Source organism: Streptomyces sp. NPDC058274 (assembly GCF_042881375.1).
Lineage (GTDB): Bacteria > Actinomycetota > Actinomycetes > Streptomycetales > Streptomycetaceae > Streptomyces.
Map to the genome: position 1 here is coordinate 1 of NZ_JBHVXW010000033.1, position 12,764 is coordinate 12,764.

Here is a 12,764-nt window from a genome sequence, read left to right on the forward strand (position 1 = left end):
GCCGACGGAGGCCACGGGTCCCTGGCGGACGCTCGGACCCGTCGCCCGGCTGATCAGGTGTTCCTGGGAGGGGCTCGACCGCCCCTTGCGGGCGGTCGCGGCGGTGGCCGCCGGGGCAGCCGTGGCCACCGTCCTGCTGGCGAAGGCGCTGCACTACCCCTCTGAGTCCGAGAGCCTGCAGGATCTGCTCACCGGCCACTTCGGCCGGCCCGACCGCACCCGGCTGTGGCCGGAGTTCCTCCACCTGGAGGTCAACTTCTGGGTGGAGTGGCTGCGCCGTCAGCTGTGGGAGCCGCTGTTCCTGACCGCGCTGGCCGCGGGCGCCTGGGGCGTGCTCCGGCAGCGCCTGGGCTTCGGCTGCTTCCTGCTCGCGGCCGCGTTCACCGGCATCCTCAACCAGGCCGGGCACCCGGACATCAACATCTACGGCGACCGGCTGATCGTGCTGGCGTGGCTGCTGCCGGTGCTGGGGCTGCCCCTGCTGCTGGAGCGGTTCGTACGCCCGCGGACCGACGCCACGGGGACGGCGGTCCCGGGCCCGCTGCGCAGGGACGCCACCATCACGCGCTGAGGGACTTGCCGCCACGTGCCGAGGGAGCCGTACAGCCGTCCCCCGATGGGGTGAACGACCGCTAGGCCGTTGACCCCGACGGGAATATACGGCAAATGCCCCGAACTGCTCAGCCCTGGCCGCCCTGCCCCGCCCCCGTCCGGTGAGCGCCGACCTTCTCGTCCGGCGGGTCGCGCGCGGTGCCACGGCGCTGCGCGGCGGCGCGGCCTGGCGTCCGACGCCGTATCAGGTCTTCGGCGGCCTCTTCTGGCTGGTGATGTCACTCGCGTACTGGCGGATCCCGATGTGCTGCGACTTCGGGCAGCACGCGGCGGTGGTCGAGCGGCTCAAGGCCAATCTCCTCCACCCGCTCCACCCGATGGCGGACCTGCCGGGCGCGGGCAGCCCCTACTACTCGCCGTACGCCGTCGCCCAGGGCGCCTTCGCACGGCTGACCGGTCTCCCGGGCTGGGAGGTCGTCCGGCTCTCGGCGCCGGTGAACCTGCTGGTGCTGCTGACGGGGATCGGCCGCTTCGTGCGGGTCCTGGCGCCCCGCCGCCCCTGGGCACCCGTACTCGCCCTGCTCGCGATGGCGCTGCTCTGGGGCACCGAACGGGCCTGGTGGAGCGGCTATCTCGGGCTGATGTCGATGACCGGGAACCTCGGCTATCCGTCGACGTTCGCCATCGGGCTGACCTTCTGGGCCTGGGCGCTGACCGGGACGCGGGCGGCCGGACTGGGCGGCCCGGTGCGCTATGTCGGGCCGAGCGGCCTGCGCGGCTTCACCGGATACGCGGGCCTCGGCGCCCTGTACGGACTGATCCTGCTCATCCATCCGATCACCTCCATCGCGGCCGCGCTCGGCGCGGTGGCCGTCGTCGTGGGGTGGCAGCGCGGATGGCGCGGGCCGGTCGTGGGCCGGTGGGCGCTGGCGGGCGGAAGCGCATTGCTGGTCGCCGTCTGCTGGCCGTACTTCGACGTTTTCGCGCTGACCGGCGACACCAGCGTGGACGCCATGCACCGGCGGCTGTACGTGGGGATGCCCGGGCACTTCTGGCTGGCGCTGATCGGGCTGCCGGCGCTGTGGGCGCGGGCCCGGCGGGCGGCCCGCGGGTACGGGGCCTGGTGGCGCGACCCCCTGGTGCTGATGTTCACGCTGGAGTACCTCGCGGTGGCGTACGGCTGGGTCAGCGGGCACTACACGTACGGCAGGATCCTGGGCCTGACGCTGGTGCCGCTCCAGTTCGCGACGGCGGTGGAGCTGGCCGCGCCGCGCCCGTGGCCGGTCTGGCGGCGGGCGCTCGGGGTGGCGGCGGCCGTCGGGGCCTGCGTCGGCTTCCTCACCGTCCAGGCCGGGGCGGTCGTACCGCGCTCGCTCGACCCGGTCGGCTTCGACCAGCCGCCGCGCTGGCCCACGTACGAGTGGGCGGCACGGCACATCGGACCGGGCGAGGTCGTCATCACCGACGGGTACCACGCCGTCCACTCCATCGCCGGGTACGGCCCGAACCTCGCGGCGCCCGCGTGGCCCGACCCCGCCCTCGACGAGCGGGAACGGCAGCGGCGGCTCGCGGCGGTCCGCGCCTACCTCGCTCCTGACTCGACCCTCGCCGAACGCACCGCCGTCGCCCGCCGCTATCACGTGCGCTGGCTGCTGCTGACCCGCTGGGCCCGGGTGCCGGGCGAGGCGGTCGTGGTGGCGTGGAGCCGGACGACGGGCGAGGTGCTGGCGCGGATCAACGACGGCGCGTCCAACGACAGCGCGCCCAGCGGGCGTTGACCGCTGGGCGCGCTGTTCGGGAACAAGGTCGACGACACTGCCTCACTCGGGTGCCGCTTCGGTCGCTCGCCCTGCTCGACGACGAGGACGCCCTGCGCAGACTGTTCGGGCAGGCCGGGCGGGCCGCCCTGCTCGACGACGAGGACGCGCTACGCGGACCGTTCGGGCAGGCCGGGCGGGCGCCCTACTCGACGACGATCTCGACCGGGATGTTGCCGCGGGTCGCGTTGGAGTAGGGGCAGACCTGGTGGGCCTGCTCGACGAGCTTGCGGCCCGTCGCGGCGTCGATGGACGCGGGCAGCTCCACGCGCAGCGTGACGGCCAGGCCGAAGCCCTCGCCCTGCTTGCCGATGCCGACCTCACCGGTGACGGCGGCGTCGGTGACGTCGACCTTCGCCTGCCGGCCGACGAGGCCGAGGGCACTGGCGAAGCAGGCCGCGTAACCGGCGGCGAAGAGCTGCTCCGGGTTGGTGCCCTCGCCGTTGCCGCCCATCTGCACCGGTACGGCCAGCTGGAGGTCCAGGCGTCCGTCGGAGCTGACGGCGCGGCCCTCGCGGCCGTGGGTGGCGGTGGCGACAGCGGTGTAGAGCGCGTCCATGGGGACCATCCCTCTCAAGTCGGGGTCCTGCTCGGGCGACCGATCCGGCCGCCGCACGTTCTCCAGTAGAGCACGCAATTCAATTGTGCACAACTTAATGGCGAACAAGCGCTACTCTGGATGCATGACCGCCACGCCGACCCCGAGCCCCCAGGCACCGCCCGACGGGGACTACCTCCGTCTGGAGCAGCAGATCTGCTTCTCCCTGAACGCCGCGTCGCGCGCCTTCGGCGGCGTCTACCGCGTCCTGCTGAAGGACCTCGGGCTCACCTATCCCCAGTACCTGGTGATGCTGGTGCTGTGGGAGCACGGCGAGCTGCCCGTCAAGAAGGTCGGCGAGCATCTGCGCCTCGACTCCGGGACGCTGTCCCCGCTGCTCAAGCGGCTTGAGGCGGCCGGTCTCGTACGGCGTGAGCGCAGCGCCCGCGACGAACGGTCCGTACGGGTCCAGCTCACGGACGAGGGCACCGCCCTGCGGGAGCGCGCGCTGGTGGTGCCGCGCCGGATCGCCGCCGCGACGGGCTTCGAACTCGACGAGATCCGCGAGCTGCGGACGCGTCTCGACCGGCTCACGTCGGCGCTCGACGCGGCGGCGCTGGAGGAGTCCCCGGGCTGCGCGTAGGCGTGCCCCGGCCCGCGCGGGACGTGGCACGCCTACGTCATCGACAGGTCGGGGGGCTGGGCGCGCTACGTCCTCGACGGGTCGGGGGACTGGGCGCGGCTACGTCATCGACAGGTCGAGGGGCTGGGCCGGTGGGCGGCGTACGTACAGGCGCAGGGTCGCGCCCCGGCGCACGTACTGCTCGCGCGGTACGAACTCCTCGTCCACGACGGCCAGTTTGACCTGCTCGGTCGGGTCCTGCGGATACCAGGACGGCTGTCGCGCGAAGGGCTCGGTGACCACCCACACGTGGGTGAGGCCGAGCAGCCTGCGCCGTAGCTCCGCCGGGCCGGTCTCCTGCCCGTACAGGGTCCCGGACGCGGACGCCGACTCCCGGAGCGCGATGTCCCGTGTGCCGCGGAACCCCCGCGGATAGGCCAGCGCCGACCGGCGTCCGAGGCCCGGCACGAACAACACCGGGTCCCCGGGCCGCAGTTCCCGCGCGGCGACGTCGGCGATCGCGGCGAGGTCGTCGGGACGATTCTCGGGGCGGCGGTCCTGCTCGAGCAGGGGGAACTCACCGACGAAGACGAGGCCGACGGCGAGTACGCCGGCGAGGGGGACGGCTCGCTTACGGGCGACGGTCAGTACGCCGGTGAGGGTGACGGTTCGCCGACGGACCAACGGAGTCTCGGCACGTACCGACCGGACCGGCGCCGACGTGCCCCCCGTCCCGGGAGACTCCCCCCGAGCTCCGGCAGACGTTCCCGTCACCCCGGCCGGCGCCCCTGCGCCCACCAAGCTCCCGGCCTTCGCCGACGGCTGCCGGGCAGCCAACGCCCGCTCCTCCCCCGCCAGGTGCGCGTCCGGCGTCAGCCACCCGGCCCCCGCCGCCACGAACCGGCCCGCCTCCACCAGCCGTTCCGCCCCCGCCGCCGCGAGCAGCGGTGCTCCCGCCAGGGCGTAGAGAACGTATCGCTCGTCGTAGAGCGGCATGGTCTGGGAAACGGTCATCAGGAGCGTGGGCGGCAGCAGCACGAGCGGGAGGGCGACCGCGGGGAGCGACAGTTCGCCGCGGCGGGTCGGCGGCGGGCACAGGGCGAGGAGGACGAGCACCAGGTACGGGACGAGAAAGCCGGGGTACGGGCCGGCGAAGTCGCCTGCCAGCCGCTCCACACTGTGGCCGTTGGGCGGAGCGAGCCACGCGACCTGCGCGGCCTGCCCGTGGGAGACGAGCACCAGCGGAAGCAGCACCACCAGGGCGGCCCCCGTGGCGCACAGCCACCCCCGCCAGATTCGCCACGGCGTCCGTGCCAGCGCCAGCGTCACCGCGTGCGCCAGCGGCAGCAGCACCGCCAGCTCGTGGAGCACACAGGTGACGGCGAGGACGACGCCGTACCCGAACCAGCCCCCCACGCGCACGCGTGCCGTCACTCCCCCGGCCCCGCCCTCGCCGCGCACGCGTGCCGTCACTCCGCCGGTCTCGCCCCCCACACGCACGCGTGCCGAGTTTCCCCCGGCCCCGCCCCCCACACGCACGCGTGCCGGGTTTCCCCCGGCCCCGCCCGCGTCTGCCGTCACTCCGCCGGTCTCGCCCGGTACGCGCGCGCCTGCCGTCACCGCGCGTACCAGCAGCAGGGTGGCCAGGGCCGCACCCGCGGCGACCATGGCGTACGAGCGTCCCTCCTGTGCGTAGTGGCCGACCATGGGGTTGGCGGCGTACAGCAGGCCCGCCCAGAGGCCCACGCGCGGGCGGTACAGACGGGCGCCGAGGGCCCCGACGAGGCCCGCCGTCACGGCGGCGGCGCAGACCGAGGGCAGCCGCAGCGCCACCTCGCCGGGGTGCACGGCGAGCACGAGGTGCATGAGCAGGTAGTACAGGCCGTGCACCGCGTCCACGCTGTGCAGCAGCTGCCAGATCTGTGGCACCGAGCGCCGGGCGACCTGGAAGGTGACCCCCTCGTCGCGCCACATGCCACCCCGGTCGAGGCCCCACAGCCCGATCGCGAGCATGGCGAGCGCGGGCACCAGCACCGGCACGAGCAGGGGCGTGGACGCCGGCCCGAGAGCGGTCGTCGGCTCCGTACGCCTGACCTGCCACCGGCTCACGCACTTGCTCAGCATGGGCAGATTTTGTGCTATTAGCTAACTCCTGTTGCGTATTGACGGTGTATCGACCGCTATTCCCCATCCGTGCGGCTTACGATCCAGCCTTGATGAGCGCCTTGACGAAACTCCGCCCCCTGCTCCCGCTCGCCGCCGCCTGGCTGGCCGCCCGCGGTCTGATGCTGTGGCTGCTCACCCACGACGACCTCCGCCTGCTCGGCAGGGGCGGGGTCTCGCGCGAGGTGGAGCAGCTGTATTTCCGCTGGTACGGCGTCCTGTCGCACGGCAGCTATCCGTCGGGCGACCATCTGTGGCAGTACCCGCCCGGCGCGGGCCCGGTGCTGCTGTCGCCGGCCCTGCTGCCGACGCTGACCTACTTCCAGGCCTTCGTGACCCTCACGCTCGTCACGGACGCCGTGATCACGGCGGCACTCGCCCGCGCGGGCACGCGTCCGGGCCGTAGCCTGCACGGCGCGTGGCTGTGGACGGCGGCCCTGCCGCTGCTCCTGCACATCCCGCTCGCCCGGTACGACGTGCAGGTCACCGCCTTCGCCGTCATCTCCCTGTTGACGTTGTCGCGCTCCACGCGCGTGTGCGGCACGTTCGCCGCCATGGGCGCACTGGTGAAGGTCTGGCCGGCACTGGCGCTCATCGGCACCCCCCGGGGGCGGACGACCCGGGAGGCCTGGACGTCGGCCGTGGTCACGGCGACCGTCCTGCTGGCCGCCCTCGCCGTCCTCTTCGACAACCCGTTCGACTTCCTGCGTCAGCAGGGTGGCCGGGGGGTCCAGATCGAGTCACTCGGCGGCACGGTCCTCGGCGTCGCGCGCCACGCCGGCTGGCCGGGCCGAGCCCGCTACCAGTACGGCGCGATGGAGTTCGTCGGCCCCTACGTCCCCCTCGTCGCCGCCGCCTCGCTCGCACTCACCGTCGCCGCGGCCGGCCTGCTGCTGTTCTGGCGGATGCGCGCCCGGCGCTGGACGCCCGCGACGCCGTACGACGCGGCCCTCAGCGCCGTTCTGCTGTTCACGGTCACGAGCCGGGTGATCAGCCCGCAGTACATGGTGTGGCTGCTGGGGCTGTCCGCGGTCTGCCTGACCGCGCGGCACACCACCCAGCGCCCGGTGGCCGCGCTGATCGTGGCGGCGACGGCCGTGAGTTCCGTGGTGTACCCGGCCATGTACGGCGAGGTCATCGCCAGCACCTGGACGGGCTGTCTGCTGATGCTCCTGCGCAACGGTCTGCTGGCCGCGGCGGCGGCGCTGTCCTTCCGCCGCCTGTGGCGATCAGGACTTTCCCTGCCGGACCGGAACGAATCCGGCACGCGCATGCGGAACTCACACCCCATTCCTGCCGTCTTCCGCACAAGACACTAAGCAACTCTTAACGGAGAATTACCCACAACTCCTACTGTTCCGGCCCGTGGAATCCATGCATCCTCACCCCGCCCAGGTCAGCGTCGTCGTCATCGGCTACAACGACGCCGCTCACGTGACGGACGCCGTGCGCTCGGCGCTCGCGCAGGGCCCCGCCGTCCGCGAGGTGATCGCCGTCGACGACTGCTCGACGGACGGCAGCGCCGGCCTCCTCGACACCCTGGCCGCCGCGGACCCGCGGGTGCGGGTGCTGCGCCGCCCGGTCAACAGCGGCGGCTGCGGCAGCCCCCGCAACGACGGGATCGACGCGGCGACCACCCCGTACGTGATGTTCCTCGACAGCGACGACGTGCTGCCGGCCGGCGCGGCGGACGTGCTGCTCGCGGCGGCCGCCGGACACGGCGCACAGGTCGCGGCGGGCCTGTGCGTGCGGCGCGAGCTGCCCTCGGGCCGCGAGGTCCGCTGGCAGCCCGAGCTGTACGCGAAGGCGGCCGTCGTCCCCCGCCCCGCGCGGCGCGCCCGCCTGGTCCACGACACGCTCTGCGTGAACAAGCTCTACCGCACCGACTTCCTGCGCGAGCACGGCATCCGCTTCCCGGAGGGCCGCTACACCTACGAGGACTTCGTGTTCAGCGCGCGCGTGCTGGCCGCCGGGCCGCGCATCGCGCTGGTGCCCGACACGGTGTACGTCTGGCATGTGCGCAGGTCGGCCGAGCAGCTGTCGATCTCGCTCGACCGCGCCGACATCGACAACTGGCGGGCGCGGACGGAAGCGAACCGCGCCGCCCACGAGATCCTCCTCGGCGCGGGCGAGAAGCGGCTCGCACGGGCGGTACGCGCCAAGTTCCTCGACCACGAGCTGCGGATGTACACGCGGGAGCTCGATCTGCGCGGGCCCGAGTACCGGCGCGAGTGGTGGACCCTCACGCGCGCGTACCTCGCGACCTTCGACGCGGCCGACTTCGCGCTGGCGCCCGCGCCGGGCCGGATCATCGCGCGCGTGGTGCTCGCCGCCGCCGAACCCCGTGATCTGTCCCGCCTCAAGGAGATCGCGGCCCGTCCGGCACGGCTGCGCCCGCCGTACTTCCGGGCCGCCGACGGCACGCCCGTCTGGTCGGCGGACCTGCCCCAGGTGGAGCTGGACCACCTCCTGGAGCGCCCGATGCATCTGCTCCCGGCCGCCGTGGACGCGGAACTGCGTCCCCGCGCGCGTGCCGCACGACTGCGGCTGCGCCTGCACGAGCTGTACGGGCGGATGGCGGATGCGGGACCCCGGTCGGTGGACGTCGAGTTCGTGCACCGGGAGAGCGGGCGGCCGGGGCTGCGCCGTACGGCCGGCCTCGTGCCCGATCCCGACGACGACACCTGGTCCGCCGAGGTGCCGGTGGAGCTGTCGGCGCTCGACTCCGGCGCCTGGGACCTGCGCCTTCGCCTCCACTTCCACGACGGCACGAGCCGCGACACCACGGCCCACGCGGTCGCGGGACCGGGTCTGCTGCGGCGCGCGGCCGTCCCGAGCCGGCGCCACGGGGTCCTGCTCGTGCAGCCGTACGCCACCCACGCGGGGGCGCTGGCGCTGCGCATCGCGCCCGGATGGCGAGGAATGACCGGTGTCGTCCGCCGCAGGCTCGGCCGCCTGCTTCACTGATACGCGACCGACCACCGACCCGCACCGACCGCTCGACTCACTCCCGCTGCTTGACTCACTCCCGCCTACGGGCTCACTGACGAGGGGATGGCCGACCATGACCTGGCTGATCACCGGCGGCGCCGGCTACATCGGGGCGCACGTGGTCCGCGCGATGACCGAGGCGGGCGAAGGGGCCGTGGTCTACGACGACCTGTCCACGGGCATCGCGGAGCGCGTGCCCACGAGCGTCCCGCTCGTCGTCGGCTCCACCCTGGACGCCGAGCTGCTGGCCAGGACGATCACGGAGCACCGGATCACCGGAGTCGTCCATCTGGCGGCGAAGAAGCAGGTCGGCGAGTCGGTGGACCTCCCGCTGCACTACTACCGCGAGAACGTCGAGGGTCTGCGCGTGCTGCTGGAGGCGGTGACGGCCGGGGCCGTCGCCTCCTTCGTCTTCTCCTCCTCGGCCGCGGTGTACGGCATGCCGGACGTGGACCTGGTGACGGAGGAGACCCCGTGCGTGCCGATGAGCCCGTACGGCGAGACGAAACTGGCGGGCGAGTGGCTGGTCCGCGCGACGGGCCGGGCCACCGGCCTGTCCACGGCGTCGCTGCGCTACTTCAACGTGGCGGGGGCGGCCGCTCCCGAGCTGGCCGACGTCGGTGTCTTCAACCTCGTCCCGATGGTGTTCGAGCGGCTGACGGACGGCGCGCCGCCGCGGATCTTCGGTGACGACTATCCGACGCCCGACGGCACGTGCGTGCGCGACTACATCCATGTGGTGGACCTGGCGGAGGCCCATGTGGCCGCGGCCCGCGCGCTGGAGGCGTCACCCGGCACGGACCTGACCCTCAACATCGGCCGCGGGGAGGGCGTTTCGGTCCGCGAGATGGTCGACCGCATCAACGCGATCACCGGTTACGACTCCCCGCCGACCGTCACCCCGCGCCGCCCCGGAGACCCCGCCCGCGTCGTCGCCTCCGCCGACCGCATCGCCGTCGAACTGGGCTGGAAGGCCAAGTACGACGTCCAGGACATGATCACGTCCGCCTGGGACGGCTGGATCCGCCACCACCCGGGAGCGGCCCGCACGTGACGCCGGCCGGGCACCGGTCCACCATGTCGACGCCCTGACACAACTGTGCCGCCGCGGGCCGTCCCTACAGCGCCTTGAGGGCCGCCGCCGTCGCGCGGGCCAGGCTGGCGAGGTAGTCCTTGGGGAGTTTGGGGCCGCGGATGACCACCGCGCGCCAGTACAGGGGGCCGGACATCAGGTCCAGGGCGAGGTCCTCGTTGACGCCCTCGCGGATCTCGCCGCGGGCTGCGGCGGCCGCCACGATTCCGGAGGCGACTCCCTGCTGACCCTGGCGGAGCGCCTGTTGCATCGCCTCCGCGATGTCGGGGTTGCGGGCCGCCTCCGCCTGGAGGTCGGGGATGATCTGGCCGGCGACGGGGTGGCGCAGGGCACGTGACGTGACCTCGTACAGGAGCCGCAGGTCGCCCTCCAGGGAGCCCGTGTCGGGCGCGGGCAGGCCCTGGACCGCGACGGCCGAGACCAGGTCCAGGACGAGGTGGAGCTTCGAACGCCAGCGGCGGTAGACAGCCGTTTTGCCGACGCCGGCACGGCGGGCGATGCCCTCGATGGACATCCGCGCATAGCCCACGGCCGCGAGTTCCCCGAAGACGGCGGCACGGATGGCCTCGGTCACGTCCTCCCGGAGCACGGCCGCCCCGGCCGGAGCCCGGCGCCGCGGGACCTTGCCGGCGTCCGTCGCCGTCTCACCGGCGCCCTTGCCCGCACCGGCCTGCGTCACGTCGGCGGCCCTGCCCGTGCGGCTCTCCGTCACCTCGGCGCCCTTGCCCGCGCCCGTCTCCGAGGCGTCGGAGCCTTTGCCCGCGCCCGCCTCCGAGGCGTCGGCGCCCTTGCCCGCGCCGGGCTCCGGCACATCGACCGTCTTGCCGGCGCCCGTCTCCGAAGCGTCGGCCGCCTTGCCGGCACCGGCCTGCGTCACGTCGGCCGCCTTGCCCGCGCCGGCTTCGGTCACGGCGGTGGCCTTGCCTGCAGTGGTTCCGGGGGCGTGGGCGTTCGTCGTCATGGTGTCCAGCATAGGCCGTTACGACGAAACGGTTGCGTTCCGACGTCATCTCGGCCTAGGCTCACGTTGCGACGATACGGTCCCGTCCCGACGTAAGAAGACGGCAAAGACGGCGTAACGAAACGTCCAAGGACAGCACCCGCACCCCACCCCCCGAGCGAAAGCAGCGGATGTGAGCCAGGTCCTCCACACACCGCCCCCGACGTCGGTCACCCCTGCCGACGATGCCGCGGCGCTCGCCGCCCGCTACGGCCTGACCGTCAGCGGCGCCCGCCCGACCCTGACCCAGTACGTCCGCCAGCTGTGGGCGCGGCGTCACTTCATCACCGCCTTCGCCACCGCCAAGCTCACCGCCCAGTACAGCCAGGCGAAGCTCGGCCAGGTCTGGCAGGTGGCGACCCCGCTGCTGAACGCGGCGGTCTACTACTTCATCTTCGGCGTCCTCATGGGCACCAGCCGAGGCGTTGCCGACTACATCCCGTTCCTGGTCACCGGCGTCTTCGTGTGGACGTTCACACAGAGCTCGATCATGGCGGGCACCCGCGCGATCTCCGGCAGCCTCGGCCTCGTACGGGCCCTGCACTTCCCGCGGGCCGCCCTGCCGGTGTCGTACTGCCTCCAGCAGCTTCAGCAGCTGCTGTTCTCGATGGCCGCGCTGGTCGTCATCCTGCTCTGCTTCGGCGTCCCGGTGAGCGCCTCCTGGCTGCTCGCCCTCCCCGCGCTCGCGCTCCAGTTCGTCTTCAACGCGGGCGTGGCGATGGTCATGGCCCGGATGGGCGCCAAGACGCCCGACATCGCGCAGCTGATGCCGTTCCTGCTGCGCACCTGGATGTACGTCTCCGGCGTGATGTGGAGCATCGACAAGGTGCTGAGCCACCAGGACCTGCCGCACGTCGTACTGGTGGCCCTGCAGTGCAACCCGGCCGCCGTGTACATCGACCTCATGCGGTTCGCGCTGATCGACACCTTCCACCACGATCAGCTGCCGCCCCACGTGTGGGCGCTGGCCGTGGGCTGGGCGCTGGTCGCCGGCGTCGGCGGCTTCATCTACTTCTGGAAGGCTGAGGAGACCTACGGCCGTGGCTGACATCCTGACGAAGGACGCGGGACCCCGCGTCGAGACCGGCGCCGACAACGGCTCCGCTCCCGTCCCCACCGTGATCGCCACCGGCGTCGACATCGTCTACCGCGTCAACGGCACCGGTGCCGGCCGGGGCACCGCCACCGCCGCCCTCAACCGCATGCTGCGCCGCCGGCAGACCGAACAGGCCGCCGGCGTCCGCAAGGTGCACGCGGTGAAGAACGTGTCGTTCACGGCGTACCGCGGCGAGGCCATCGGTCTGATCGGCACCAACGGCTCGGGCAAGTCCACCCTGCTCAAGGCGGTCGCCGGCCTCCTCCCCGTGGAGAACGGCAGGATCTACACGGACGGCCAGCCCTCGCTCCTCGGCGTCAACGCCGCCCTGATGAACGACCTCACGGGCGAGCGCAACGTCCTTCTCGGCGGCCTGGCGATGGGCATGTCCCGCGAGCAGGTCAAGGAGCGCTACCAGGAGATCGTCGACTTCTCCGGCATCAACGAGAAGGGCGACTTCATCACGCTGCCCATGCGCACGTACTCCTCCGGCATGGCGGCCCGGCTCCGCTTCTCCATCGCCGCCGCCAAGGACCACGACGTCCTGATGATCGACGAGGCGCTTGCCACCGGCGACCGCTCCTTCCAGAAGCGCTCGGAGGCGCGCATCCGCGAGCTGCGCAAGACCGCCGGCACGGTGTTCCTGGTCAGCCATAACAACAAGTCGATCCGGGACACCTGCGACCGGGTGCTGTGGCTGGAGCGGGGGGAGCTCCGCCTGGACGGGCCCACGGACGAGGTCATCAAGGAGTACGAGAAGTTCACGGGGAAGTAGCGGCTCGACCCCGGCACGGCTCAACCCCGGCACGGGCTCAACCCCGGCACGGGCTCAACCCCGGCACGGCTCGACCCCGGCACGGCGCGCGCCCCGCACAGGGCGCGCGCTCACCTC

11 protein-coding genes and 1 pseudogene are annotated in these 12,764 nt (G+C 72.8%); 9 read left to right on the forward strand and 3 right to left on the reverse strand.

Features of this window, described 5'->3' with window-relative positions:
- The 3 genes and pseudogenes from ACFVYF_RS37015 to ACFVYF_RS37025 all read left to right on the forward strand — a co-directional run.
- A pseudogene (locus ACFVYF_RS37015) lies at positions 1-571 on the forward strand (hypothetical protein); the annotation flags it as partial.
- A 142-nt stretch (positions 572-713) separates the two neighbouring features.
- Entirely contained in the window at positions 714-2,330 is a 1,617-nt protein-coding gene (locus ACFVYF_RS37020) for a hypothetical protein (protein WP_389462446.1), read from the forward strand.
- A gap of 50 nt (positions 2,331-2,380) precedes the next feature.
- Positions 2,381-2,566, forward strand: coding sequence for a hypothetical protein (locus tag ACFVYF_RS37025; RefSeq protein WP_389462447.1), 186 nt, complete (start codon positions 2,381-2,383; stop codon positions 2,564-2,566).
- On the opposite strand, the gene ACFVYF_RS37030 is transcribed toward ACFVYF_RS37025, so the two are convergent.
- Positions 2,515-2,928, reverse strand: coding sequence for an organic hydroperoxide resistance protein (locus ACFVYF_RS37030; protein ID WP_389462449.1), 414 nt, complete (start codon positions 2,926-2,928; stop codon positions 2,515-2,517). The genes ACFVYF_RS37025 and ACFVYF_RS37030 overlap by 52 nt on opposite strands.
- A gap of 124 nt (positions 2,929-3,052) precedes the next feature.
- Here ACFVYF_RS37030 and ACFVYF_RS37035 point away from each other — a divergent pair, with 124 nt between their 5' ends.
- A complete protein-coding gene (locus tag ACFVYF_RS37035) occupies positions 3,053-3,550 on the forward strand; it encodes a MarR family winged helix-turn-helix transcriptional regulator (protein WP_389462450.1) in 498 nt (165 codons plus the stop codon).
- Positions 3,551-3,649: 99 nt separating this feature from the next.
- Here ACFVYF_RS37035 and ACFVYF_RS37040 read toward each other — a convergent pair whose 3' ends face one another.
- Positions 3,650-5,542: a hypothetical protein gene (locus ACFVYF_RS37040; protein ID WP_389462474.1), complete on the reverse strand. Its 1,893-nt coding sequence runs from the start codon at positions 5,540-5,542 to the stop codon at positions 3,650-3,652.
- Between the two features lie 203 nt (positions 5,543-5,745).
- Here ACFVYF_RS37040 and ACFVYF_RS37045 point away from each other — a divergent pair, with 203 nt between their 5' ends.
- The 3 genes from ACFVYF_RS37045 to galE all read left to right on the forward strand — a co-directional run bounded on the left by ACFVYF_RS37045 (position 5,746) and on the right by galE (position 9,737).
- The gene (locus ACFVYF_RS37045; RefSeq protein WP_389462451.1) at positions 5,746-7,011 is read left to right on the forward strand and encodes a glycosyltransferase 87 family protein; all 1,266 of its coding nucleotides are present in this window, start codon (positions 5,746-5,748) and stop codon (positions 7,009-7,011) included.
- Between the two features lie 55 nt (positions 7,012-7,066).
- Positions 7,067-8,659 carry a glycosyltransferase family 2 protein gene (locus ACFVYF_RS37050; protein ID WP_389462452.1) on the forward strand — a complete coding sequence of 531 codons (1,593 nt, stop codon included), beginning with the start codon at positions 7,067-7,069 and terminating at the stop codon, positions 8,657-8,659.
- A 97-nt stretch (positions 8,660-8,756) separates the two neighbouring features.
- Positions 8,757-9,737, forward strand: coding sequence for a UDP-glucose 4-epimerase GalE (gene galE / locus ACFVYF_RS37055; RefSeq protein ID WP_389462453.1), 981 nt, complete (start codon positions 8,757-8,759; stop codon positions 9,735-9,737).
- Positions 9,738-9,801: 64 nt separating this feature from the next.
- Here the strand turns inward: galE and ACFVYF_RS37060 are convergent, their stop codons facing one another.
- Positions 9,802-10,455, reverse strand: a complete 654-nt coding sequence (locus ACFVYF_RS37060) for a TetR/AcrR family transcriptional regulator (protein ID WP_389462475.1) — start codon at positions 10,453-10,455, stop codon at positions 9,802-9,804.
- 454 nt (positions 10,456-10,909) lie between these two features.
- On the opposite strand from ACFVYF_RS37060, the gene ACFVYF_RS37065 reads away from it, so the two are divergent.
- Together ACFVYF_RS37065 and ACFVYF_RS37070 are read left to right on the forward strand one after the other, a co-directional pair.
- On the forward strand, positions 10,910-11,824 hold the full coding sequence (locus ACFVYF_RS37065; RefSeq protein WP_389462454.1) for an ABC transporter permease: 915 nt from the start codon (positions 10,910-10,912) through the stop codon (positions 11,822-11,824).
- A 1-nt stretch (position 11,825) separates the two neighbouring features.
- Positions 11,826-12,647: an ABC transporter ATP-binding protein gene (locus tag ACFVYF_RS37070; protein ID WP_389462476.1), complete on the forward strand. Its 822-nt coding sequence runs from the start codon at positions 11,826-11,828 to the stop codon at positions 12,645-12,647.
- Positions 12,648-12,764: the final 117 nt, after the last annotated feature.